Origin of the sequence: Hymenobacter sp. APR13, assembly GCF_000737515.1 — a bacterium.
Classification (GTDB): domain Bacteria; phylum Bacteroidota; class Bacteroidia; order Cytophagales; family Hymenobacteraceae; genus Hymenobacter.
On the sequence record NZ_CP006587.1, the window covers coordinates 1,655,001 to 1,681,014 of the forward strand.

Here is a 26,014-nt window from a genome sequence, read left to right on the forward strand (position 1 = left end):
GCCCGCCAGTATCCAGGGCAGTTCCACAGTTGAGCTGTGGGCTTTCACCCCGGACTTAACGGGCCACCTACGCACCCTTTAAACCCAATAAATCCGGACAACGCTTGCACCCTCCGTATTACCGCGGCTGCTGGCACGGAGTTAGCCGGTGCTTATTCCTCAGGTACCGTCAGTTTGTGACGCATCACCTTTTTCTTCCCTGAGAAAAGCCGTTTACAACCCAGAAGGCCTTCATCCGGCACGCGGCATGGCTGGGTCAGGCTCTCGCCCATTGCCCAATATTCCCTACTGCTGCCTCCCGTAGGAGTCTGGCCCGTATCTCAGTGCCAGTGTGGGGGATCACCCTCTCAGGTCCCCTAGACATCGTCGCCTTGGTGGGCCGTTACCCCGCCAACTAGCTAATGTCACGCAACCCCATCCTGAACCAATAAATCTTTAACTAACCACTGATGCCAGTGAGAAGTGTTATGCGGTATTAATCCGCCTTTCGGCGGGCTATCCCCCAGTTCAGGGCAGGTTGGTTACGCGTTACGCACCCGTGCGCCACTAGTATATTGCTATACCCGTTCGACTTGCATGTATTAGGCCTGCCGCTAGCGTTCATCCTGAGCCAGGATCAAACTCTCCATTGTAAGAAATTCTCTACACCTATCCGAAGATAGGCTGATGTCAAGTGCTGATCCGACCCGGTATTGTTGACGTGTCTTGTCCAAACCCGTCACGCTTCTTTGCTTGTTGCGCCTGCCCTTCCGAAGAAAAGCCGGCCGCGAAGCTTACCTATTTGTCATTTCCATCCATTCAAAGAACGTGTGTTTCACCCAATTGGTGAAACTCGGTGACTCAGCGAGTGAGTCGGTAAGCTTGTCTTTCGTTTCCCTCTCCCGTGTGAAGCGGGCTGCAAAGGTAAGCAGCTTTTTGCAATCGGCAAGAAAAACTTTTCGTGTTTTTCGCTGCTCTTTCTTTCTCGTAATCCCCTTCCGAACGAAGCGGGCTGCAAAGGTAAGAAGCGGTTTCTGATTTGCAAGAAAAACTTTTCATGTTTTTCTGTGCCGTGTTTTTCAGTGGCCGCCTCCGGTTGAAGCGGGGTGCAAAGGTAAGACGCCTTTTTGCTTTTACAAGTGGCCTTTGACAAAAACTACGTTAAACATACCTTATAGCGTCGTTTTATCAGATGCCAATTCCAATAAAAAGCCTCACAGCCAATCCTTTTGGCTTAGGGCTGGCGGTGAGGCTTCATACTTAAAAACTTGATCGGCTATCTGGAACAGCCTCAGTAACCGCTTTTATCTGGTAGCAAACATTACCGCTCATTGCTGCAAACTATGCTGAGCAGGCCTGTGACTGGGCAGATAGAGCCGGGTGATACTGCTGGCCAGAACACGCTACTATATACTATATGGTATGTCGTGGGCTTAGTGGGCTGCGTTCAAGTCAATCTTTTCGCCGGGGCGGGCGCGTTTGATGATCAGTACTAATGGCAGACACGCCAGGAAGAACAAGCCAATCAACAGGAAGGTCTGGCCGTAGGTGATGATAGCGGTCTGTTTCATGAGCATGCCTTCCAAAGCTGCGTAGGCTTGCTGCTGGGCCTGCATCAGAGAAGCGCCTTTGGCCATGAAGCCGGCGGTGAGGCCCTGGACACGCTGCTGCGTTTCGGGGTCGTAGAGGGAGATGTTGGGCAGCAAGGCCACGCGGTTGTGGAAGGAGGTGCGCTCTATATAGGTACCGACTAGGGCGACGCCGAACGAGCCGCCCAATTGCCGGATCATGCCGGTGAGGCCGGCGGCCTGGCCGGCATCTTTGCCGCTGATGCCCGATAGCGACATAGTAGTAATAGGCAGGAACAGCAATGCTAGGCCGAAGCCGCGCAGCATCAGGGGCCAGAAGAAGTCGCTTTCGCCGGCCAGGGGCGTGATGCGGCGGCTCATCCAGTAGGAGAAGATGAAAAAGACGCCGAAGCCGATGGGCAGCATGAACTTCTGAGGCACGCCTTTCTGGATCATCTTGCCCACGATGGGCATCATGAAGCCGGAGAGCAGGGCGCCTGGCAGCAGCAGCAGGCCTGTTTGGGCGGCGGTGAAGCCCAGAATGCGCTGGCAGAAGATGGGGAACACGAAGACGGAGGCGAACAGGCCGAACCCGAGGATGAACGACAGGAACGCACCGACGGCCAGGTTGCGGCTTTTGGTGAGCACGCGCAGATCCACGATGGGCTGCTCGGCGGTTAGCTCGCGCCAGATGAATCCGACGACTCCTATAATAGAGGCAGCGGTGAAGGCCAGAATGTAGGCGCTTTCAAACCATTCTTCCCGCTCGCCCTGCTCCAGGACCAGCTGCAAGGAGCCAACGCCCAGAATCAGCAGGAAAATGCCGGTCCAGTCGATGTCGCGCAGGGGCCGGGGAATGGCGTTTTTGATGCGTTCCGGGTCGCGGATGAAGAGCACGGTGCAGAAGGCGGCGATGATGCCCACGGGCACGTTCACGTAGAAGATCCAGGGCCAGGAGTAATTGTCGACGATGAAACCGCCGAGCGTGGGGCCGATGGTGGGGCCGATAATCACGCCCATGCCGAACAGAGCCTGCCCGAGCGCCAGCTGCTTGGGCGGAAACGTATCAATGAGAATAGCCTGCGAGGTGGCCATGAGGGCGCCCCCGCCAATACCCTGGATGAAGCGGAACGCCACCAGCTCCCAGATGTTGGTGCTCTGCCCGCAGGCCATGGAAGCCAGCGTGAACAGAATCACGGAGAAGAGGTAGTAGTTGCGGCGGCCGAACTGCTCAGCCAGAAAGCCCGTCATCGGGATGACGATGACGTTGGCAATGCCGTAGGAGGCCACCACCCAGCTTACCTCCTGCTGGGTGGCGGAGAGGTTGCCCATCATTTGCGTGAGGGCCACGTTCACGATGCTGGTATCGATAAGCTCCAGCAGCGTGCACAACACCACCGTCGCCACGATGATCCATTTCGTTAATCCGGTTTCCATTTAGTTGTGCTTAGTTGTTGGTGCTTCGTGCTTGGGGCGGGCTGATTTTATCCGACCCGAAAGCCAGGCACTATTTTACCTTCACCGTGGCTACCACGCTCATGCCGGCGCGGAGGGGGTGTTCGGGGTCGGCTTTGTCGAGCACGATTTTGACGGGGACGCGCTGGGTCACTTTCACGAAGTTGCCGGAGGCATTATCGGGGGGCAGCAGGGCGAAGCGGGCGCCGGTAGCAGCCGACAGCGACTCAATGTGGCCCTGGAACTCCTCGTTGGGGTAGGCATCTACCTCTACATTCACAGGCTGGCCCACTTTCATGTTTTCCAGCTGGGTTTCCTTGAAGTTGGCGATGATCCAGGTTTGCTCGGAAGCTACCAGGCCCATCATCTGCTGGCCGGGGCTTACTACCTGGCCGGGCTGCACGCCTTTCTTGCTGACCACGCCGTTGCCGGGAGCCGTGATAGTGGTGTAGCTGAGCTGGAGCTTGGCGTTATCGAGGTCGGCCTGGCGCTGCTTTACTACGGCTTCGGCTACGGCAATCTGCTGGCGGGCGGCGGCTACCTGCTGCTGAGCTACGCGCACCTGCTGCTGGGCCGTGGAGCGCTGGGCGCTGGTCGACTTCAGATTGGCCTGCACGGCGTCGTACTCGCTCTGCGGGATGATGTCTTCTTTGCGCAGGAAGGCGCTGCGCTTCAGGTCTTTTTCGAGGCGGGAGCGGTTGGCGTCGCTGACGCCGATGGCCGACTGGGCGCTGCTCACGTTGGCCTGCGCGGTACCTACGCCGGCCTCGGCGGCCACTACATTGGCGCGGGCGGCAGCCAGAGCGGCCTCAGCGGCATTCACGCGCTGCTGGTAGTCGGCGGGGTCGAGGGTGACGAGGACGTCGCCTTTTTTCACGGCCTGGTTGTCCTGCACCTTCACTTCTACCACCGGCCCACCGATGCGCGGCAGAATCGGGTACACGTCGCCTTCCACTTGGGCGTCGTCGGTTTCTTCGTGGCTGAGGCCAAACTGGTAGCGCTGCCAGCCGAAATAGCCGCCAACCAGCAGCACCAGCGCCACAATAATCAGAATGATAGGACGCTTGGAGCGGCCGACGGGCTGTTCGTCCACGGCGGGCTCGTAGGCGGGAGCAGCAGGACGAGAAGTAGCTACGGCCGGATCTTGTTGAACGGGAGTTGCCATGTCAGAATAAGAAGGAGGTTTTTTTGGGAGTTGTTAGTTGTTGGTTGGCCGTTGCTGGATGCTGGTCGTCAGGCTTCAGTTGTTCTGAAATCTGAAAACCAGCAACTAACCACTAAGCCGAGGCCCGGTAGGACGTATCCACCGGCGACTTCACCAGCAGCGTGACGCAGGAGGCGGTACGCACGACAGTTTCGGCCGTGCTGCCCATCAGAAACCGGTTCAGGCCGGTGCGACCGTGCGCCCCGATTACGATGAGGTCGGCAGGGTGCCGGCGGGCTTCCGCCACAATGGCCTGGGCCACATCAGGCGCGTGCACCACGGCCGTGCTGACGCGGGCCCCGGCGGCCGTAGCCAGCGCATGATAATGGGCCAGCTGCTGGGCCAGCGCCAGATCGGGCAGGTTTTCCAGCACCGGCTGCGGCTCCAGCACGTGCAGCAAGCGCAGCTCGGCGTGGGTGCCGGCGGCCAGCGCAGCCGCATAGGCGACCAGCGGCGCCGTAGCTTCTGAGAAGTCGACTGGGCAAAGAACGGTGGCAATGGTCATGTGGAGAGTAGCTGAGTAATGGAGTAGCTGAGTAGCGGGTAGTTAAATAGAAGAGTAGGTCGTTCTGGTTCAGCAAAAGCCTTTACTCAGTTGCTCAACTACTCAGTTACTCGTCTACTTGGCAGGTGCTGTACCGGCCCAGATCTGCTCGCCGGTGGCGCGCTTGAGCTGGTACTGGCCCAGCGTGTAGTTGTAGATGGCCTGCAGCCGCGCCAGGCGGGCCTGGGCCAGCGAGGTTTCGGCGTCCAGCACGTCGAGGTTGGTGCCCACGTCGTAGCGGTAGCGGGCTTTGGCGCGGGTGAGGGCGTCGGTGGCCTGGCTGATCTGCAGCTGGGCGTTGTCGTAGCGGGCCGTGCTCGACTGCAGGTTGTTCACGGCCTGCCGCACGTCGGCGCGGATTTGCTCCTGCGTATCCTGGATGCGGGCCTGCGAGCCGCGGATGTTGGCCTGGGCCTCTACCCGCTGGTTTTTGTTTCTGCCCCCATCGTATATCGGCACCGAAAACTGCACCACGCCCACCGAGTTAGGCCGGAACTTGTCGAGGTTGGGCAGATAGCCGTTTTTCCCGCCCAGCTGCGCCCCTACTCCCAGCGTGGGCGTGTTGGCGCGCTCAATCAGCTTCAGGTTGAGGTTGGCGGTCTGCTCGGCGTCGCGGGCCAGCTTCACTTCGGGGCGGTTTTCGGTGGCCTGCGCCAGGGCCTGGTTCAGGTCGACGGCGGTGGGCTGGTAGGCGAAAGTGCCGCGCACCGGTACGTCTACGTACTCGGGCTTGTGCAGCAGGCGGGCCAGTTGCACTTGTTGGTTGCGGAGCTGGTTTTCGAGGTCGATTTTGGTATTCTGGGCCTGGGTGATGCGCACATCGGTGGTGGTCACGTCGAAGCGCGTGCTCACGCCGCCTTCCACCCGCTTCTCCATTTCGCGCTTGTGCTGCTGCAGCGAGGCAATCTGGGCGTTCTGCACCTTGATGCTTTCGCGCACAAATAGAATGTTGTAGTAGACTTGGGCGGCAGAATACGCTAGGTCGCGGCGGGTTACGTTGATCTGGTCGACGGCAGTCAGGCGGCGGCTTTCGGCCAGATTATACGTGGCGTCCTTCTTGCCGAAGTCCAGCAGGCCGTATTGCAGCGTGATGTGGGCGTCGTAGTTGTTGTTGGGCGCCAGTTGAAAGGCCGGGGCGTCGGGGCTGAGCTGCACCTGCACTACCGGGTCGATGCGGGTGTAGGTGGCCGTGCCCGTAATCTGGGGCAGGAAACCGCCGCGGCTCTGCGTTACGCGGCTGGTGGCGGCATTCACTTCTTCTTCCAGCGTCGTGATGGCCGGGTTGGCATCCAGCACCGACCGGATAGTGCCATCCAGCGTCAGCGAATCGGAGAGCACCTGGGCCTGCGCGGCACCGGCGGCGGTCAGCAGCCCCAGCATCAGGAGTGAAGCGGCAAATTGAGGTCGGGAAAGCATCGGGTTACAGCTTGTTGGTACACCGTTCTTACCCAATCCAGTGCCAAATCATTAAAACGATTTTAACCCGCGCAAAAACCGCGTTTTCATGCTTTAAAAGCAATTATTTTTTTACTCCTTCCTCAAACAACCTAATTTCGCTCGGTTGCGTTTTCCTGTTATATCAGGATTACCTGAATTTTGTTCCTGCTATTTCAGCAAAATACCATGCCACAGTCAGAAGAGTCGCTGCTGCTGTACCTCAACGAGGCCATTGCTACCACGCGCAGTAAAGACAAGCTCTTTCAGCTCGTAACGGAGAAGCTGCGGCTGATTTTTCCTTTCGACATGATTGCCATCATCACGCTCGACAGCGCCCAGCGCTACAAGCGGCTGTTCATGCGCGACTACTTGGGCGAGGTGCCCTACCCGATGCCGCAAAATGCAGCCGGCATGATGCCGGTGGAAAACTCCCCGACTGAGCTGTTTGTGCGCGACCCACGGGTGCAGCAGATTGACATCCGGGAGCTGACGGCGGACTACCCGGACTTCATGCCGTTTGTACTGCTGGAGCAGCGCAAGGTGCACTACCTGACGGTGGTACCACTGCGCACCGGCGGCCAGTTGATCGGGCTGCTGTGCATGGCGGCGCGGCGCGCCCCCGCCCTGCTGCCCGCCGACCTGACGCTGCTGGAAAAAATCGGGAGCCTAGTGGCAGTAGCCGTGAACAATGCCCTGGCCTTCGAGGAAATAGCCTGGCGGGAGCGGGAAAAATCGGTGCAGCTGTCGGTGACCAACGTGCTGCTGAGCAGCAAAGACCGGCAGGCGTTGTTTCAGACGGTAGCGGAAGAAATCAACCGCATCGTGCCGCTCGACTACTTCGGGCTGCGCATTCAGCGGCGGGAAACGGCCACGGAGGGCTTCGCGGAGTTTGCCAAGCAGCCCGACGGCACGTTTGCGCCGCTGGCCGAAAGCCGCTGGGACGGGGTAGCCGACCGGGAGCAGATGCAGCGCGAAACCTTCGGCATCTTCTCGCAGCCGCTGCTGCTCACCGGCCCCGACTACGAGCTGGCCGCCCGCCGCTACCGCATGCTGCAGTACACGATGGAGAAAAACGGCACCCGCGCCATGCTGGGCGTGCCGCTCTGGACCGACGACACCCAGGCCGCCGTGCTGGTGCTGGCCAGCCGACGCCCCGACGCCTTCACCACCGCCGACCTGGACCTGGTGGCGGGCCTGGCGCCGCAAATCACGCTGGCCATGCGCAACCTGTTTGCCTTCGAGCAGATTGAGGCCCTGCGTGCCCAGCTGGAGCGCGAAAAAACCTACCTGCTCGACGAAATCAACACCACGGCCAAGTTCGAGGACTTCATCGGGACCAGTTCGGTGATGCAGCTGGTGCAGACCCGCATCCGGCAGGTGGCGCCCACCGACACCACGGTGCTCATCCAGGGCGAAACTGGCACCGGCAAGGAGCTGGTGGCGCGGGCCCTGCACAACCTGTCGCCGCGCAAGGAGCGCGCCCTCATCAAGCTTAACTGCGCGGCGCTGCCGGCTCAGCTCATCGAAAGTGAGCTGTTTGGGCACGAAAAGGGCGCATTTACGGGCGCCCACGACCGGCGCATCGGCAAGTTTGAGCTGGCCGACGGCGGCACGATTTTCCTGGACGAAGTAGGGGAACTGCCGCTCGACCTACAGGCTAAGCTGCTGCGGGTGCTGCAGGAAAAGGAGTTCGAGCGCATTGGCGGACGGCGCGTTATCCGGGCCGATGTGCGCGTCATTGCGGCCACCAACCGCGTGCTGGAAGAGGAAGTGGCGGCCGGACACTTCCGCGCCGACCTCTATTACCGCCTCAACGTGTTTCCGATCCGGCTGCCGGCCCTACGCGAGCGGACCGAAGACATTGAGCCCCTGATGCGGCACTTTCTGGAGCGCTTCACCAAGCAGATGGGCAAGCCCGTGCGCGGCCTGCGCGAGCGGGATTTGCGCGCCCTGCAGCAGTACGGCTGGCCGGGCAACGTGCGCGAGCTGGAGCACGTGCTGGAACAGGCCGTGATAGTCAGCCAAGGGCCGTTTCTGGAGTTTCAGGGCTTTGCGGCGGCCACCCAGGCCGCTCCCGCTGCCGCCGATGCCGGGGGCCCGCTCAAAACCCTGCGCGAGCAGGAGCGCGACCATATTCTGGCGGCGCTGCACCGCACCGGCGGCCGGGTTAGCGGCCCCAACGGCGCCGCCGTCCTGCTCGACATCAACCCCAAAACGCTGGAAGCCCGCATGAAAAAGCTGGGCATCCGGCGCACGGTGGAGGCGGGCGAGTGAGTGAGTGAGCTAGAGCTAGTTCCCCTCCTTGGAAAGGAGGGGTTAGGGGTGGTTGATCTTGCGCCAGAACAGATTTTAGAATTAATTCTAGCAACCGTCCAACGACTGTCAACCACCCCTAGCCCCTCCTTTCCAAGGAGGGGAACTAGCTTTTAGCTCTATCTCTCTTCAGCAAAAAAGGCCGCTCTGCTTGCGCAGGGCGGCCTTTTCAACTCTAACAAACTGGCTTATTTCGCAGCCTGAATATCGGCAATGGCTTTTTCGGCGGTGGCCTGGTTGGCGGCGGCGGCAGGTTTGCCGGCCTGGGCTTTGGCGCCGGCCTGCAGGGCCTCAATTACGGGCTCCGCGGCGCCGTAGCGCTTGTACTTGATGGCCAGGTCGCGCAGGCGCTCCACGTCTTCGGTGAAGGCCTTGGGGTCGTTGAGGCGGGTGAGCATCGTGCCCATGCCTTCGAAGTAGCCGAACTTGTTCTGACCATCGGCGGCATCGTACCGAGTGCGCACGTAGGCCCACTGGGCGTCGCCGCCGTGCTGGCTGTAAACGCTGGCCACGGCCTGGCTGATGCCGGCGTCTTCGCTGCTTTCCAGGGCCTGCGCTTTGGTCAGGGCCAGGGCAGGCTGCACCTCACCCAGCGCCTGTAGCGCGGCCGCCTGCACCGTGTACGACGGCGCGCTCAGCTGGCGGCTGAACAGCTTTTCATCCTTCTTCTCCTTGAGCTTGGCCAGCGCCGTGAGCTCCGTAGCCAGAGCGTGCGGGTCTTTTTCGGTGGCTACCCGCTTGCGCAGCGCCGGCGCGGCTTCCTTGGCAATGTCCTTGTTGTCGAGCTTCAGGCGCTCGGCGGCCACCATGCGCAGGTTGTTGAACTTGTCGTTGAGGCCAGCCAGCAGCAGCTTGCGGGCGGCGGCATCGGTGTCCTGCTTGGCGGCAGCGGCCAGCAGAGCCTCGCGGCGCGCCACGTAGAGCGGGGCGTGGGCATACTGGTAGGCAAACTCAGCCACGGGCTTGTTGTCGGTTTGCTGCCACACCAGCGTTTTCTCGGCGTCCACGTCCACCAGGTTCGGCTTGGCCGAAAGCGGCATCGTGAAGGTCTGGGTGGCTTGGGTCATCATCACGCGCTGGCGCTGGGGCTGGCCGTTCACGTAATAATCAATGGCGAAGGGCAGCTGAAACGGCTGGCCGGGCTGGGTCTGCTTCACGGTCACGGACTGCACCTTCTGGGCGGCGTCCCAGGCGTAGTCAATCGTGACAACGGGGTGGCCGGTGCCGAAGTACCACTGGTTGTAGAACCAGTTCAGATCCTGGCCCGACACGGCTTCCATGGCCAGGCGCTGCTGGTGGGCCTCGCCGTTGCCGAATTTGTTGTCCTGCAGGTATTTCTGCAGGCCGGCGAAGAACACGTCGTCGCCGAGGTAGGTGCGCAGCATGTCCAGAATGGCGCCGCCTTTCTGGTAGCTCACCAGGTCAAACATCTCCTCCTTATCGGCATAATGGAAGCGGACCAAGTTTTTCTGGGCGTCGGGGGCGCTGCGCAGGTAGTTGCGCAGGTTGCGGTGATTGTGCGAGTCGCCGGCGTCGGCGCCGTAGCGGTGCTCGGCGTAGAGGCCTTCCGAGAAGTCGGCCATGCTTTCGTTCACCGTGAGGTTGCTCCAGCTTTCAGCCGTCACGTAGTCGCCGAACCACTGGTGGAATAGCTCGTGGGCAATGACCGATTCGTTGCCGTATTCGCGGTCCAGCAGCTGCTTGTCGGTCATCTGCACAAACTCGCCGTGCAGCGTGGCCGAGGTGTTTTCCATGGCCCCGCTCACGTAGTCGCGCACCACCACCTGGGCGTATTTATTCCACGGATACTCCACGCCGAGGCGGTTGGAGAAGAACTCCAGCATGTCGGGCGTGTTGCCGAAAATCTGCTTGGCGAAGGGCGCGTACTTGGGCTCGAGGTAGTAGCTCACCTCCTTGCCGCGCCAGGTTTCCTTGTAGATTTTGAAGTCGCCGACGGCCATCATGAACAGGTAGGGCGCGTGGGGCAGGTCCATCTTCCAGGTGTCGGTGCGCAGGCCCGCGCCGGCGGGCGTCTGGCTCACCAGCGCGCCGTTGCTCAGCGTCACGTACTTGCTGGGTACCGTCAGGCTGATTTCCGAGGTGGTTTTCTGGTTGGGCCGGTCGATGGTCGGAAACCACGCCGAGGAGGCTTCCGTCTCGCCCTGGGTCCAGATCTGCACGGGCTTGCCGGCCACGGCGCTGTCGGGGTTGATGAAGTACAGGCCTTTGGCGTCGCTGATAGCCGCGCTGCCCTGCACCTTCAGCTCGTCGGGCTTGGCCGTGTACTCGATGTAGACGGTGTAGCTGGTGCCGGGCGCCATGGCCTTGCCCAGGTAGATGCGCAGGTTGTTCTGGTCGGTGTAGTCGAACTTCAGCGGCGTCAGCTGCTGGCCGTTCACCAGCGCCACCTGCTTGATGTCCATGCCTTTGGCGTCGAGCCGCAGCGAGTCGGTGGCGTAGGCGTGGGGCTTCAGCGTCACCCATTCCTTGCCGTAGAGGTAGCGCTTGGCGTAGTCGAAGCGCACATCGAGCTTGGTGTGCACCAAGTCGTTGACCTTGGTGGCGGAGGCGCGGTAGATCTGCAGGGTCGGGTTGGCGGACGGCGTGGATGGGGCCTGTTGGGCCAGCGCCGCCGTGGTAGCCAGCACGCAACCGGCAGCAGTAAGCAGGTTTTTCATGAGTATGGAAGGAAGGGAAGGGAAAGCAAGGGCACCGCAATGGCGCGGAGGCTGCAGCTTTTGGGGAAGTTATTGCGCCCCGGACTAGCTGCAACAAACATATAAAACGGTACTATGCAAAACAAGGTACTATGTAAATAAATAATCAATTTAACAGATATTTCTAATCGGCACAGCTGCTTCTGCCGTGCTGAAGGATGGATTCCGGCGCTGTTGCTGCATCACTGAAGGAAAGGTAAACAACAGCCGGAATATGCGGGCAAGGCTACAAAATCCCGGCTTTTAGCAGCCTTGCAGGGGCTTGCTGCGTACACTCCTGCATCCATTCACCTTAGCTTATACCCCCATGGCCCAGACCGCCTCCACCCCCAAGCATACCGACCCCGAAACCAAGCGCGACGAAAAGAAGAACGAGGAAACGGTGAAGGACAAGCCCGACGGCAAAAAGAAAACCACGCAGCAGAAGTAAGCTGCCCCGCATTCCCGGACGCCCGGCTTCCTCCCAGGAAGCCGGGCGTTTTTGTGGCGCACCACTGCCCGTTTCCGGCATTTTATTCGGCCCGCCGCTGTTTTGCGTGTACTTTAGACCCGCATGCCCACTCCCGACCTCGACCCCACGCAGCTCACCCGCGAGCAGGTGCTGCGCGCCCTGCGCCACCTCGACCGCGAAGGCCCGCGCATGCCCCTGAGCACCGTCTACGACCTGGTGTACCGGGGCCGACGCTACGCGCCACGGGCCGTGGCGCAGCTGGCGTTTCGGCTGGCGCTGGGGCAGCCCGAGGCCGCGTGGCCACTGGCTGCCGGCGCGCCCACCAACCGCGTGCTGGAGCGCCTCGACTTCACTATTGCCACCAAGCGCCCCACCCTCGCCAACTCCCCGCTGGATGGCGACGTGGCCGCCCAGCAGGATATGCAGGCGCTGTACGTAGGCCCCGAAGCCACCCCGAAACCACCGAAACCAGCCCCGGCCCCCACCACTGAAACGGAGACGCAGGCCCACGAGCCCGCCCCCGCCTACACGCTGCCCACCGAGCCGTACGGCCGTGAGCAGGCACTGCAGGAGTTGTTTGTTTCGGAAGGCAAGCTGGCCGATGCGCTGGCCGGTTTGCGCCGCCGCCGCAACCTGATTCTGCAGGGTCCGCCCGGCACTGGCAAAACCTTCCTGGCGGGGCGCCTGGCCTGGCTGGAGCTGGGCGCCACCGACGCCACGCGCGTGGAGATGGTGCAGTTTCACCCGAGCTACAGCTACGAGGATTTCGTGCAGGGCTTCCGGCCCGATGCGCAGGGCGTATTCCGGCTGCAGGAAGGCATTTTGCCCGACTTCTGCCGCCGCGCCGCCCAGGATCCGGAGCGGCCCTATTTTCTGCTGATTGACGAGCTGAACCGCGGCAACCTGAGCCGCATCTTCGGGGAGCTGCTGCTGCTGCTGGAGGCCGACAAGCGCGGCCCGGCCCACGCCGTGCGCCTGCCCTACAGCCCGGCGGAAGCCTCGCGCTTCTTCGTGCCCGAAAACGTGTACCTCATCGGCACCATGAACCTGGCCGACCGCAGCCTCGCGCCGCTGGACTATGCCCTGCGGCGGCGGTTTGCCTTCGTGGAGCTGGAGCCGGAGTTTGGGGAACCGCTCCAGCAACTGCTGGCGGCGCAGGGCGTGCCGGCCGCCGTGGTCCAGCGCCTCACGCAACACCTCACGGCCCTCAACCAAACCATCACCGACGACCCCGACCTGGGCCCGGAGTTCCGCATCGGCCACAGCTACTTCTGCCAGCCCCCTGCATCTGCCGCCGAGGCCGAATCCTGGCTCACCCTGATTCTGGAGCAGGAAATCGGGCCGCTGCTTGATGACTACTGGCTGGACCAGCCCGCCAAGGCCGCCGCCCAGAAAAGGAAGCTGCTGGGTTAGGTGAATGGCTGAATTGCTTGATGGTTAAATGGCTGGTTGTGGAGAGTCCGCTGGCCCCGGTCTGCGCGGCACAGCCGCAAGACCGGTGGCCGGCGTATCGCCCCGGTCTCCGACCGGAGGACGCGCAGTGGCCAGTTGAACCCGCGCCGTCCGCACTTACACCGCCACTCACCAGCGCGAACAAGCTAAAGCGTGTTCTACATGATTCCGATTCAGAACCTCTACTACCTGCTTTGCTACGCCTGGAACCGCCTGCCGGAACCGGCCGAGCAACAGACCGTGGAGGCGGCCGCTTTCCACCGGCCGCTGGAGCTTCTGGCGCACCTGCTGCTCACGGGCACCCGGCGGCTGCTCCGGCAGGGCCTGCCCACCGGCTATTCCGAGCAAACGCAGGAGCTGCCCGAACTGCGCGGCCGCCTGTTGCTGGCCTCTACCCTGGCCCGTAACCTGCTGCCCCAGGGCCGCGCCATCTGCACCTACGATGAGCTGAGTGTGGCCACGCCCGCCAACCAACTCCTGCTGGGCACCCTGCAGCAGCTGGCCCGCACCCGAGCGCTGCCGGCCACCCTCCGCCACGAAGTAAAGCGAGTGCTACAACGGTTTCCGCCGGCCGTGGCGCCGCTGCCGCTTTCGGCCGCTACGCTGCGCGCCGTGCGCCGGCTGCGGCCCACCGGGCTGCCTGCTTTCCTGCTGAACGTGTGCGAGTTGATTCACCACAGCGCCCTGCCCACGCCCGAGGCAGCCGGCGCCTCCCGCTTCCACGATTTCCGCCGCGACGAGCGGCTGATGGCGCAGCTGTTCGAGCAGTTTGTGCGCAACTTCTACCGCCTGGAGCAGCGGCAGTTCCGGGTGTCGTCGGAAACCATTCCGTGGCAGGCCCAGGCCGAAACCGCCGAGGCCCTGGCCCTGCTGCCGGCCATGATTACGGATACGTCGCTGGAAAGCCCCGACCGCAAGATCATCCTCGATACCAAGTACTACGCCGCCGCCCTGCGCCCACGCTACCACCAGCAAAAGCTGATTTCGCCCCACCTCTACCAACTCTACGCCTACCTGCAAAACCAGCCCGCACTACCCGGCCAGCAGCTGGAAGGCATCCTGCTGTATCCGGCCGCTGCCCAAACCTTGGATGTGCGCTACACGCTCGGCGGCCACCCCGTGCGCGTGGTCACGCTGGATCTGGCGCAGCCGTGGGAAGGTATTGCGGCGGATTTGCTGGGGTTGCTGCAATTGCCGGATCAGCAATAAAATTGTGGGTTTTATGAACGAATGCAGCCCTGAAACCGCAGTTGCGTCAGTAGATTGCAACAGCTAGTTACCCCGCTTCCTCTGTCCTTCCACTTCCTATCACCAAACCTCTACTCTTTTGAAAAGACGCGAATTTGTGGGCCTCACCGGCCTGGCAACCGGCGCCCTGTTTCTGCCCGCCATTCCGGGCCTGAGCGCCACGCCCGTTGATCCGCTGCGGCTGCTGGAAACCGTAGACCCGGCCATCAAGAAGCGGCTGGCCGATGCGGCCCTGAACGCGGCCAAATCGGCCGGCGCCACCTACGCCGACGTGCGCATCGGGCGCTACCTCAACCAAAGCATCTTCACCCGCGAAAAGCAGGTGCAGAACATTGCCAGCGGGGAAAGCTACGGGGCCGGCATCCGGGTAATTGCCAACGGCACCTGGGGATTTGCCTCCACCAACACCGTGACCGAGGCGGGCATGGCCAAGGCCGCGCAGCTGGCCGTGCAGATTGCCAAGGCCAACGCCAAAGTGCAGAAAGACCAGGTGAAGCTGGCGCCGCAGAACGGCTACGGCGAGGTAAGCTGGAAAACGCCCATCGAGAAGAACTCCTTCGAGGTGCCCGTGAAAGAGAAAGTGGAGCTGCTGCTGGCCGCCAACGCCAAGGCCCTCGACAACGGTGCATCGTTCGTGAATTCGTCGCTGTTCCAGATCAACGAGCAGAAGTACTTCGCCAGCACCGACGGCTCCTACATCGACCAGGACATCCACCGCATCTGGCCCACGTTCAGCGCTACGGCCATTGACCGCAGCACCGGCAAGTTCCGCACCCGCGAGGCCCTGAGCGCGCCGATGGGCCTGGGCTACGAGTACCTCACGCCCAAAGCCGCCGACCGCATCAACGGGCCGGCTGGCACCGGTCTGGTGGGTTACCGCAACTCCTATGACATCCTGGAAGATGCCGCCCTGGCCGCCAAGCAGGCCAAGGAAAAGCTGACGGCTAAATCCGTGACGCCGGGCAAGTACGACCTCGTGCTCGACCCCAACCACCTGGGCCTGACCATTCACGAAAGCATCGGGCACGCCACCGAGCTGGACCGCGTGCTGGGCTACGAGGCCAACTACGCCGGCACCAGCTTCGCCACGCTGGAATGGAAAGCCAAAAACGCGCCCTACGGCTCCAAGCTGGTGAACATTGTGGCCGACAAAACCCAGCCGGGCAGCCTCGGCGCCGTGGGCTACGACGATGAGGGCGTGAAAACCGGCCAGTGGGACATCATCAAGGAAGGCAAGCTGGTGGACTACCAGAAAACCCGCGACCAGGCCCACATCGTCGGGCAAAACCAGTCCGACGGGTGCTGCTACGCGCAGTCGTGGCAGGATGTGCAGTTCCAGCGCATGGCCAACATCAGCCTCAAGCCCGGTTCCTCGCAGATGAGCGTGGACGACATGGTAAAGGGGGTGGACAAAGGCATCTACATTGCCGGCCGCGGCTCGTTCAGCATCGACCAGCAGCGCTACAACTTCCAGTTCGGCGGCACGGTGTTCTACGCCATCGAGAAAGGCAAGATTGCTGGCATGCTCGAAGACGTGGCCTACCAGGCCAACACCCAGGAGTTCTGGAACTCCTGCAACGCTATCTGCGACCAGTCGGACTACCGGCTGTTCGGCTCGTTCTTCGACGGCAAGGGCCAGCCCTCTCAGGTGTCGGCCGTGAGCCACGGCTCTGCCACTACCCGCTTCAACGGCGTCAACGTCATCAATACGGCCCGGAAAGTATAATGCGACTCTCAGCAGAACGTCATTCCGAGCAGCGCGAGGAATCTCGCTAGTGTGGTAGAATTACTACGCTGGCGAGATGCTTCGCTGCGCTCTGCATGACTGTCTGCTGACCCATCCACTCATCCAACATCAGCACATCAACCATATGGCAATTCTTTCCAAAGACGAGGCGCAGGCTATCCTGAAAAAGGTGCTGAGCTTTGCTACCGCCGACGAGTGTGAAGCCACGCTCACCGGCGAAACCGGCGGCAACGTTCGCTCGGCCCGCAACTCCATCAGCACCAGCGGCGCCGTGGATAACGTGAGCTTGGGCGTGGAAGCCCGTTTCGGCAAGCGCAGCGGCGTAGCTACCTGCAACGAGTTCGACGACGCTACCCTGCGCCGCTGCGTGCAGCGCGCCGAGGAAATTGCGCGCCTCGCCCCCGAAAGCTCCGAGTACATGCCTTTCCTGGGTGCTCAGCAGTACGTGGGCGCGCCCAAGTCGTACGCGGCCAGCACGGCCGGCATCACGCCTGACTACCGCGCCCAGCAGGTGGGAGCCAGCATGAAAATCTGCGACGAGAAGAAGCTCTCGTCGGCGGCCTTCCTCAACGACGGCGCCTCCTTCATTGCCAAGCGCAACAGCAAGGGCTTGGAGGCCTACCAGCAGCTCACCAACCTGGAGTTCAGCATCACGGTGCGCACGCCCGACGGCACCGGCTCGGGCTACGCCACCGCCGACTACAACGACTCCGGCAAGTTCGATGCCGCCGCCCTCACCCGCGTAGCTGCCGATAAGGCCGCCATGTCGCGCAATGCCAAGGCTTTGGAGCCCGGCAAATACACCGTGATTCTGGAGCCCGCCGCCCTGGTAGCCAACACCGACGCCTCGCTGCTGCAGGCCCTGATGAGCGCCATGGACGCCCGCAGCGCCGACGAAGGCCGCTCGTTCCTGAGCAAAAAAGGCGGCGGCAACAAGAAGGGTGAAAAGCTCTTCGACGAGCGGGTAACCATCTACTCTGACCCCACCAACCCCGAAATTGCCAGCCTCAGCTTCTCCGGCGACGGCCGCCCGCAGAAGAAAACCACCTGGATTGAGAAGGGCGTGGTGAAGAACCTGTACTCGTCGCGGTTCTGGGCCCAGAAAGCCGGCATTCCCGACCTGCCCCGCCCCGATGGCTGGGTGATGGAAGGCGGCACCCAGAGCGTGCAGGACATGATCAAGGGCACGGCCAAGGGCATCCTCGTGACGCGCCTGTGGTACATCCGCCCCGTCGACCCACAAACGCTGCTCTACACCGGCCTCACCCGCGACGGAACGTTCTACATCGAAAACGGCCGCATCAAGCACCCGGTGAAGAACTTCCGCTTCAACGAGTCGCCGATTATCATGCTTAACAACCTGGAAGCCATCGGCAAGCCGGTGCGCGTGGGCGGCAACCTCGTACCCCCGCTCAAGATCCGCGACTTCACGTTCACCAGCCTGTCGGACGCGGTGTAGGGCCTTGGTTTACTTCCGAAGTAAACGGCTTCCTCCAACCTGGAGGAGCCGTTTATTTCTTGTTTACACCTATCCGCATGAAGCACTTCTTTTACGCAGCTGCTTTTCTATTTCCTTGTGCAGGTGCCGCTCAGCAAACCACCTCTTCTGTTGCAGCGGTTTCTGATACGGCTGTGTACCACGGCACCTTTGTATCCTACCTGCCCGGCACTATACGCTTGCTCGACGGACAGCTTATTCAGGGCTACGTGCCCATCCCTACCACGTACCCCGGCATTGGTGCTGACTTCAGTTATTACCCGGCGCATCCTCAAAGTAAGCCTAAGCCGAAAAAGCAAAATATGCAGGTTTCCCGGGTACACAGCATCACGGCCGGAACCCATTATTTGGAAACCATGCTGCTGCCCGACGGGGAGGAGCTGTACGACCAGGAAATACTGGCTGAGCGGTTTGTAAATGGCCCAGTGGAGATTTTTCTGCAGGCTGAAGCCCAGCGTATCCCGGTGGCTTTGCCTGCGGGCGGCGCTATTTTAGGGGCAGCCATACCGTATACCAACAGCCACTTTTTTGTTCGGCGCAATGGCGTCTTGATGCAGGTATACCGGGGATCTTTCAAGGAAGTAATGAGCCAGTATCTGCACGACTATCCTGAGTTAGCGGCCAAGGTGCGGGCTGGCGAAAAAGACTACCACTACCGCAACCTGATTTCTATTGTCACAGAGTTCAACGTTTACATCAGCCGAGCTTCCGGCACCAGCCGCTAATGGCTGCTGGCACCAACACCACGCTCAGCAACTTGAAAACGACTGGCAAGCCGTTGCACGAGAAAAACAACCTGGCGACTCCATCCGAAATCTGTGAATTCGCTTTCAACAGCTTCTTCAACACCGTGTAATTTGATGAGCGAATGAAGGAGCAAACAGAGGAGTGTTGAGAATTCTCACTCTACCTGAACGCATATTCATCCACTTCTTCGCTCCTTCCTCCCTTCACTTACTGACCATGAAAAGACGTGATTTTGTAGGCCTAACGGGCCTGGCTACCGGCGCTTTGCTGCTGCCTACTATTCCAGGTTTCGGCGAAGGCACGGCCGTGGACCCGTTGCGTCTGCTCGACGCGGCCGACGACCCGGCCATTAAGAAGCGGCTGTCGGATGCGGCGCTGAATGCGGCCAAGTCGGCTGGCGCTACTTACGCCGACGTGCGCATTGGGCGCTACCTCAACCAGGGCGTGTTCACCCGCGAGAAGCAGGTGCAGAACATCGTCAGCTCCGAGAGCTACGGGGCAGGCATCCGGGTAATTGCCAACGGCACCTGGGGCTTCGCCTCCACCAACATCGTGACCGAGGCGGGCATGGCCAAGGCCGCGCAGCTGGCCGTGCAGATTGCCAAAGCCAACTCCAAGGTGCAGAAGCAGCCGGTGCAGCTGGCCCCGCAGCGCGGGTTTGGCGAGGTAAGCTGGAAGGCCCCGATTCAGCAAAACGCCTTTGCCGTGCCCATCAAGGACAAGGTGGATCTGCTGCTGAACGCCAACGCCAAGGCCCTCGACAACGGCGCGTCGTTCGTGAATTCGGTGCTGTTTCAGGTGAACGAGCAGAAGTACTTCGCCAGCACCGACGGCTCCTATATCGACCAGGACGTGCACCGCATCTGGCCCACGTTCGGCGTCACGGCCATCGACCGGGCGTCGGGCAAGTTCCGCTCGCGGCAGTCGTTGAGCGCCCCGATGGGCCTAGGCTACGAGTATCTCACGCCTAAGCCCGAAGACAAGATTGCCGGGCCCGAAGGGTCCGACGTATTCGGCTACCGCAACTCCTACGACATCCTGGAAGACGTGGTGCGCGCCACCAAGCAGGTGAAACAGAAGCTGACCGCCAAGAGCGTGACGCCCGGCAAATACGACCTCGTGCTCGACCCGCACCACCTCGGCCTGACCATCCACGAATCGGTAGGTCACCCGCTGGAGCTGGACCGCGTGCTGGGCTACGAGGCCAACTACGCCGGCACCTCTTTCGCCACGCTGGAGTGGAAGGCCAAAGGCACGCCCTACGGCTCCAAGCAGGTCAACATTGTGGCCGATAAGCTGCAGCCCGGCTCACTCGGCGCGGTAGGTTACGACGACGAGGGTGTGAAAACCAAGGAGTGGGACCTGATCAAGGAAGGCACGCTCGTGGACTACGAGAAAATCCGCGACCAGGCGGCCATCGTGGGCCAGACCGAGTCGGATGGCTGCTGCTACTCGCAGTCGTGGCGCGACGTGCAGTTCCAGCGCATGCCCAACGTCAGCCTGCGCCCCAGCACCACCAAGATGAGCGTGGATGAGATGGTGAGCAAGGTGGACAAGGGCATCTACATTGCCGGCAACGGCTCGTTCAGCATCGACCAACAGCGCTACAACTCCCAGTTCGGCGGGCAGGTGTTTTACGCCATCGAGAAAGGCAAAATCACGGGCATGCTCGAAGACGTGGCTTACCAGACCAACACGCTGGAGTTCTGGAACAGCTGCGCCGGCTCCTGCGACGCCTCCGACTACCGGCTGGCCGGCTTCTTCAACGACGGCAAAGGCCAGCCTTCGCAAAGCTCGGCCGTGAGCCACGGCTCCGCCACCACCCGCTTCAACGGCGTCAACGTCATCAACACCGCCCGCAAGATTTAAGCCTACGGTTCACAGAACGTCATGCTGAGCGAAGTCGAAGCATCTCTATCTCTGGCTAATCAACGCTGTTACAACGAAGCGGTAGAGATGCTTCGGCAAGCTCAGCATGACGGCCTTGTACGTTTCATCCAGTCATAAAAACCGCCCGGAAAATTCCGGGCGGTTTTTTTATTAGCTTTTCCAAATATTACGGCGACGCCAAACAACCCTGCTCCCGGTTGCCGTATCTATTGCCTTACGTGTGTATTCCTTCTCCCCTAACATTTCCGCACTTTGAAAAGACGTGATTTTGTGGGACTCACCGGCCTAGCGGCCGGCGGTCTGCTGCTCCCCAGCCTACCGGGCATGGGCGGTATCTTCGTCGAGCCCGAGCAGCTGCTCGACGCCATCGACCCAGCCCTGAAAAAGCGGCTGGCGGATGCGGCACTGAACGCGGCCAAAGCCGCCGGCGCCAGCTACACCGACGTGCGCATCGGGCGCTACCTCAACCAGTACGTTTTCACGCGCGAGAAGCAGGTGCAGAACATCGTGAGCACCGAGAGCTTTGGGGCAGGTGTGCGGGCGCTGGTGAACGGGGCCTGGGGCTTCGCTTCTACCAACACCGTGACGGAAGCTGGCCTGGCCGAAGCCGCCCGCACGGCCGTGGCCATTGCCAAAGCCAACCAGAAGGTGCAGAAGCAGCCCGTGCAGCTGGCCCCGCAGCGCGGCTACGGCGAGGTGAGCTGGAAGACGCCCATCGAGCGCAACTTCGCCGAGGTGCCCGTGAAGGAGAAGGTAGACCTGCTGCTGGCCGCCAACGGCGCGGCCCTCAGCAACGGCGCCAGCTACGTCAACTCGGCCCTGTTTCAGGTGAACGAGCAGAAGTACTTCGCCAGCACCGACGGCTCCTACATCGACCAGGACATCCACCGCATCTGGCCTACGTTCGATGTGACGGTGGTAGACCGCACGACCGGCAAGTTCCGCTCGCGCGGCGCTATGGCCTCGCCGATGGGCCTCGGCTACGAGTACCTCACGCCCCGCGCCGCCGACAAGATGGCCGGCCCGCAGGGCACCAGCGTCATCGGCTACAAGCAGCGCTACGACATGCTGGAAGACGCCGCCCTGGCCGCCAAGCAGGCCAAGGAAAAGCTCACCTGCAAATCCGTAACGCCCGGCAAGTACGACCTCGTGCTGGACCCTTCGCACCTGGGCCTGACCATCCACGAAAGCGTGGGTCACCCGCTGGAACTGGACCGCGTGCTGGGCTACGAGGCCAACTACGCCGGCACCTCCTTCGCCACGCTGGAATGGAAGGCCAAGAACCTGCCTTACGGCTCCAAACAGGTCAACATTGTGGCCGACAAGCTGCAGCCCGGCTCACTCGGCGCCGTGGGCTACGACGACGAAGGCGTGAAGACCAAGGAGTGGGATTTGATCAAGGAAGGCAAGCTGGTGAACTACCAGAAGATCCGCGACCAGGCGGCCATCGTGGGCCAGACCGAGTCCGACGGCTGCTGCTACGCCGACTCCTGGAGCAGCGTGCAGTTTCAGCGCATGCCCAACGTGAGCTTGCGCCCCGGCACCGAAAAGCTGAGCGTGGACGAGATGATCAGCAAGGTGGACAAGGGCATCTACATTGCCGGCGAGGGTTCCTACTCCATTGACCAGCAGCGCTACAACTTCCAGTTCGGCGGCAAGGTGTTCTACGCCATCGAGAAAGGCAAAATCACGGGCATGCTCGAAGACGTGGCCTATCAAGCCAACACCCAGGAGTTCTGGAACTCCTGCGCCGGCTCCTGCGACGCCTCCGACTACCGTTTCCTGGGCACCTTCTTCGACGGCAAGGGCCAGCCCAGCCAGGTGTCGGCCGTGAGCCACGGCTCCAGCACCACCCGCTTCAACGGCGTCAACGTCATCAACACCGCCCGGAAAATCTAGCGGCGAGGACCTCACCCCAACCCCTCTCCAAAGGGAGAGGGGAACTAGCTCTAAAAAGATAGTCCAGCTAGAACACTAGAGCTAGAGCCCCTCTCCCTTTGGAGAGGGGTTGGGGTGAGGCAACTACAGCTAGGGCTACTTCCCATCCAAACGACATCAAACTACATGGCAATTCTTTCCCAAGACGAAGCCCAGGCCATCCTGAAAAAGGTGCTGAGCTTTTCCACCGCCGACGAGTGCGCGGCCCAGCTTGATGGGCGCACTACCGGCAACATCCGCTACGCCCGCAACAACGTCAGCACGGCCGGCTCGTCCAGCAACGTGAGTCTGGCTGTGGAGGCGCGCTTCGGCAAGCGCAGCGGCGTGGCCACCTGCAACCAGTTCGACGACGCCACCCTGCGCCGCTGCGTGCAGCGGGCCGAGGAAATTGCGCGCCTCGCCCCCGAAGACCCCGAGTACATGCCCATGCTGGGGGCCCAGCAATACCTGACGCCCACCACCTACGCCGCCAGCACGGCCGGCATCACGCCCGACTTCCGGGCCCAGGTGGCCCAGGACAGCATTGCGCTCTGCGAAGCCCGCAAGCTCACGGCCGCCGGCTACCTCGAAGACGGCCCCAGCTTCACGGCCATCCGCAACAACAAGGGCCTCGAAGGCTACCAGCAGCTCACCAACCTCGACTTCTCCGTAACGGTGCGCACGCCCGACGGCACCGGCTCGGGCTACGCCGTGGCCGACTACACCGACGTGACCAAGTTCGACGCCAAGGCCCTCACCAAGCGCGCCGCCGACAAGGCCTCGGGCTCGGTGAATGCCAAGGCCATTGAGCCGGGCAAGTACACGGTGATTCTGGAGCCGGCCGCACTGGTGTCGGACGAGGGCATGCTGAACCGCCTGATTTACGCGCTGGGCGCCCGTGAGGCCGATGAGGGCCGCTCGTTCCTGAGCAAAAAGGGAGGCGGCAATAAGCTCGGCGAAAAGATGTTCGACCCGCGCGTGACCATCTACTCCGACCCGCTGAACGCCACCGCCCCCGGCCGCGTGTTCGACGGCGACGGGCTGCCCGTGAAGCGCATGAACTGGGTGGAGAAAGGCGTGGTGAAAAACCTGTTTTACTCGCGCTTCTGGGCCGAGAAAAACAAGAAGCAGGCCACGGCTTTCCCGAGCGGCTTCGTGATGGAAGGCGGCACCCAAAGCGTGGAAGACCTCATCAAAGGCACCGCCAAGGGCATCCTCGTCACGCGCCTATGGTACATCCGCGACGTGGACCCGCAGACGCTGCTCGTCACGGGCCTGACACGCGACGGAACGTTCTATATCGAGAACGGCAAAATCAAGCACCCCATCAAAAACATGCGCTTCAACGAAAGCCCGGTGATTATGCTCAACAACATCGAGGCCATCGGCAAGGCCCAGCGGCTGGGCGGCAACATGGTGCCCCCGCTGAAAATCCGCGACTTCACGTTCACCAGCCTCTCCGACGCGGTGTAGGGTGATGTCGATACGTCAGGCATGACAGTACTTTGTATCTTCGGCCTCTTTGTGTTGCCTGGCAGCGCGGAGAGGCCGTTTTTGTAGTGTCTTATTTTATTCCTTCTGTCTGATGAAGCATTTTCTACCCGGCGTATTTTTATGGATGGCCACCACCGCAGGCCACGCCCAGCAAAGCCCGGCCGTGGCGCCGGCCGACACCGCCCGGCAGCTAGCCGATACCAGCAACCGGAGCGGCTACGCGCTGGGCGAGGTAACGACGCCGGAGAGCCGGTTGGTGAAAGCCTACTTCCCTAAAAGTGTGAATGGCTTCGCCCGGAGCATTTCCTTCTACTACGAGCACCCGGAAGCGCGGCCAGTGCCGAAAGTGCACACCATCAGCGTCGACAAAATCCGGAGCATGATGGTGCACGAGCAGTACTCCGAAACGCTTGTTATAGGTGGCAAAAGCCTGCACCTCCTGGCGGCCCGACTGGTAGACGGCCCGGTGGAGCTGTTCAATTTTGCTGAGGCCAGGGCTGTACCGCTGCCCATTCCAATACCGGGCGCGGCGCTGATTCCGGTGTTGAGCATCCCGTACACCAACAACCGCTGGTTTCTACGGCGCGGCGGCGAACTGGTGGAAGTAAAGCGCAGCCACTTCATGGAACAGCTCAGCCAGTACCTGAGCACGCAGCCCACACTTGCCGACAGAGTGCGCAACAACACAGAAGGCTACCGCTACCAAGATATGGTGCGCATCATCGGTGAGTACAACCAGCAGCAGACCGCCGCCGGCAACACCGGCAACTAACCACTCCACCCGCCACACGCAAAGTCAGCCTCCACCACAAAGTGCGTCCCATCCACCACGAAGTGCGAGCCATCCACAAAATCCGTGAAATCCGCTTAAATCCGCGCTAATCCGTGATCCTAGTGGCCGAACTTCAAGCCCACTGACACCTGAATCACGCGGTTTTTCAGGCGCGGGTCGTTGGCGCCGTTCAGGTCGGCCACGTCGTTCACGTCGTTGAGGCCGGCCGTGTAGCGGGCCCCCAGAATAAACGACCCGACTTCGAGGCCGGCTCCGGCGGCCAGACTGAAATCGGTCTTTTTGTAGTTGTTGGCGGCGTCGCGGTCTACTGGGCCGTATCCGTCGGCGGCGCTGATGAGCAGCGTGCCGTCTTCGCGGGCGCCTAGCAGCAGGCCGAATTGCGGGCCGCCCTCCACGTACACCGGCCCCACTTTCACGTGAGCCAGCAGCGGTACGTTAAGGTAGTGCAGCTTGGTGTCGTAATTGGCCAGCGTGGAGCGGAACTCGGAGCCCTGCAGCGAGTACAGCACCTCGGGCTGGATGGACAGCGGCCCCAGCACCGGAATACGCGCGAAGACGCCTACGTGGTAGCTGGTTTTGTAGCGCGTGTCCATCCCGATGTTTTCGCCGTTGAGAATGGCGCCATTGACGCCGGCTTTGATGCCGACCTGAGCGTGGGCCGTGGCCGCCGCCGCCAGCAGCGGGAGCAGTAGCAAGAAGGTGTGTGTTTTCATAGCGCGCAGTAGCTTGTTGTTGCAGAATACTTTAACGCATCCAGCCGCCGGTACGCATATATCCCGGCGCATAACTTTTCGCCGCTGGCCTCTCAGGTAACACCTCGGCAGTATTTTGCTGCCCAAGCCACCTTACGGCCACTGCTGCGTCTGTAGCTGTTGGCTGCCGCAAAACCTGCTACTTCATCACTCCATCACCTCATCACCCCAAAATAAATGCCCGCTCCCTTCACCTTCGTGCGCCTGCAATACCGCTCCGGCGACTGGAACGGCGTAGACGAGCGGATGCCCACCAACCTACTCCACTCCATGATTCAGTACACCAAAGTGCCGGTGGTGCAGAAGGAGAAAGTAGTGGCCCTCGACTCGGCGGAGCTATTCCGCTACCCGTTCTGCTACCTATCGGGGCACCGGCTGGTGCAGTTTTCGGCCGCGGAGAAAAAGAACTTCATCCAGTACGTGCGCAACGGCGGCTTCGTGTTCGTGGATGACTGCAACCACGACATCGACGGGCTGTTTGCGCGCAGCTTTGAGGAGCAGATGCGGCAGTGCTTCGGGGCGGGGGCGCTGAAGAAAATACCCAAGACCCACGCCATCTACTCGCAGTTTTTCCAGTTTCCGGATGGCCCGCCACCCACCTCGTTCGAGCTCAACGGCTGGGGCGACGACCTGGTGCACGACTACCTGAAAGGCATCGAAATCAACGGCCGCCTGGGCGTGCTCTACTCCAACAAAGACTACGGCTGCGAGTGGGACTACGACTTCCGCAACAAGCGGTTCCTGGCCGAAGACAACACCAAGTTCGGGGTGAACATTCTGCTGTATGCCCTCACGGCGTAGTGGCGCC

The 26,014-nt window shown here is 61.5% G+C and carries 19 protein-coding genes and 1 rRNA gene (1 of these 20 running past the window's edge); 13 read left to right on the top strand and 7 right to left on the bottom strand.

The window, feature by feature from the left end; genetic code table 11:
• The 5 genes from N008_RS06905 to N008_RS06925 form a co-directional block, all read right to left on the bottom strand.
• A 16S ribosomal RNA gene (locus N008_RS06905) occupies positions 1-632 on the bottom strand; it reaches 881 nt to the left of the window's first position.
• Positions 633-1,412: 780 nt separating this feature from the next.
• Positions 1,413-2,984, bottom strand: coding sequence for a DHA2 family efflux MFS transporter permease subunit (locus N008_RS06910; protein ID WP_044014776.1), 1,572 nt, complete (start codon positions 2,982-2,984; stop codon positions 1,413-1,415).
• 70 nt (positions 2,985-3,054) lie between these two features.
• Positions 3,055-4,167, bottom strand: a complete 1,113-nt coding sequence (locus tag N008_RS06915; protein ID WP_052381287.1) for an HlyD family secretion protein — start codon at positions 4,165-4,167, stop codon at positions 3,055-3,057.
• Between the two features lie 112 nt (positions 4,168-4,279).
• On the bottom strand, positions 4,280-4,711 hold the full coding sequence (locus N008_RS06920; protein ID WP_044014779.1) for a universal stress protein: 432 nt from the start codon (positions 4,709-4,711) through the stop codon (positions 4,280-4,282).
• Between the two features lie 114 nt (positions 4,712-4,825).
• Complete coding sequence (locus N008_RS06925; RefSeq protein ID WP_081910654.1) at positions 4,826-6,166, bottom strand: TolC family protein; 1,341 nt, start codon at positions 6,164-6,166, stop codon at positions 4,826-4,828.
• Between the two features lie 207 nt (positions 6,167-6,373).
• On the opposite strand from N008_RS06925, the gene N008_RS06930 reads away from it, so the two are divergent.
• On the top strand, positions 6,374-8,461 hold the full coding sequence (locus tag N008_RS06930) for a sigma 54-interacting transcriptional regulator (RefSeq protein WP_044018417.1): 2,088 nt from the start codon (positions 6,374-6,376) through the stop codon (positions 8,459-8,461).
• Between the two features lie 227 nt (positions 8,462-8,688).
• Here N008_RS06930 and N008_RS06935 read toward each other — a convergent pair whose 3' ends face one another.
• Positions 8,689-11,178: a M1 family metallopeptidase gene (locus N008_RS06935; protein ID WP_044014781.1), complete on the bottom strand. Its 2,490-nt coding sequence runs from the start codon at positions 11,176-11,178 to the stop codon at positions 8,689-8,691.
• A 346-nt stretch (positions 11,179-11,524) separates the two neighbouring features.
• Here N008_RS06935 and N008_RS24015 point away from each other — a divergent pair, with 346 nt between their 5' ends.
• The 11 genes from N008_RS24015 to N008_RS06980 all read left to right on the top strand — a co-directional run bounded on the left by N008_RS24015 (position 11,525) and on the right by N008_RS06980 (position 24,433).
• Positions 11,525-11,647 (top strand): hypothetical protein, encoded by a 123-nt coding sequence (locus N008_RS24015; RefSeq protein WP_262489704.1) that lies wholly within the window; start codon positions 11,525-11,527, stop codon positions 11,645-11,647.
• Positions 11,648-11,770: 123 nt separating this feature from the next.
• Positions 11,771-13,081 (top strand): AAA family ATPase, encoded by a 1,311-nt coding sequence (locus N008_RS06940; protein WP_052381290.1) that lies wholly within the window; start codon positions 11,771-11,773, stop codon positions 13,079-13,081.
• A 201-nt stretch (positions 13,082-13,282) separates the two neighbouring features.
• Complete coding sequence (locus N008_RS06945; RefSeq protein WP_156109071.1) at positions 13,283-14,329, top strand: 5-methylcytosine restriction system specificity protein McrC; 1,047 nt, start codon at positions 13,283-13,285, stop codon at positions 14,327-14,329.
• A 118-nt stretch (positions 14,330-14,447) separates the two neighbouring features.
• Positions 14,448-16,094 (top strand): TldD/PmbA family protein, encoded by a 1,647-nt coding sequence (locus N008_RS06950; protein WP_044014785.1) that lies wholly within the window; start codon positions 14,448-14,450, stop codon positions 16,092-16,094.
• Between the two features lie 145 nt (positions 16,095-16,239).
• Complete coding sequence (locus N008_RS06955) at positions 16,240-17,574, top strand: TldD/PmbA family protein (protein WP_044014787.1); 1,335 nt, start codon at positions 16,240-16,242, stop codon at positions 17,572-17,574.
• Between the two features lie 77 nt (positions 17,575-17,651).
• Positions 17,652-18,338, top strand: coding sequence for a hypothetical protein (locus N008_RS06960; protein ID WP_156109072.1), 687 nt, complete (start codon positions 17,652-17,654; stop codon positions 18,336-18,338).
• A complete protein-coding gene (locus N008_RS24020) occupies positions 18,338-18,469 on the top strand; it encodes a hypothetical protein (RefSeq protein WP_262489705.1) in 132 nt (43 codons plus the stop codon). Before N008_RS06960 ends, N008_RS24020 begins: the two co-directional genes overlap by 1 nt.
• Positions 18,470-18,576: 107 nt before the next feature.
• Positions 18,577-20,229 (top strand): TldD/PmbA family protein, encoded by a 1,653-nt coding sequence (locus tag N008_RS06965; protein WP_044014790.1) that lies wholly within the window; start codon positions 18,577-18,579, stop codon positions 20,227-20,229.
• A gap of 273 nt (positions 20,230-20,502) precedes the next feature.
• Positions 20,503-22,149 carry a TldD/PmbA family protein gene (locus N008_RS06970; RefSeq protein ID WP_044014792.1) on the top strand — a complete coding sequence of 549 codons (1,647 nt, stop codon included), beginning with the start codon at positions 20,503-20,505 and terminating at the stop codon, positions 22,147-22,149.
• A gap of 165 nt (positions 22,150-22,314) precedes the next feature.
• A complete protein-coding gene (locus N008_RS06975; RefSeq protein ID WP_044014794.1) occupies positions 22,315-23,640 on the top strand; it encodes a TldD/PmbA family protein in 1,326 nt (441 codons plus the stop codon).
• Positions 23,641-23,752: 112 nt separating this feature from the next.
• Entirely contained in the window at positions 23,753-24,433 is a 681-nt protein-coding gene (locus N008_RS06980) for a hypothetical protein (protein WP_156109074.1), read from the top strand.
• Between the two features lie 119 nt (positions 24,434-24,552).
• On the opposite strand, the gene N008_RS21420 is transcribed toward N008_RS06980, so the two are convergent.
• Positions 24,553-25,167: a porin family protein gene (locus N008_RS21420; protein WP_052381291.1), complete on the bottom strand. Its 615-nt coding sequence runs from the start codon at positions 25,165-25,167 to the stop codon at positions 24,553-24,555.
• A 216-nt stretch (positions 25,168-25,383) separates the two neighbouring features.
• On the opposite strand from N008_RS21420, the gene N008_RS06990 reads away from it, so the two are divergent.
• On the top strand, positions 25,384-26,007 hold the full coding sequence (locus tag N008_RS06990; protein WP_044014798.1) for a DUF4159 domain-containing protein: 624 nt from the start codon (positions 25,384-25,386) through the stop codon (positions 26,005-26,007).
• Positions 26,008-26,014 lie beyond the last annotated feature (7 nt).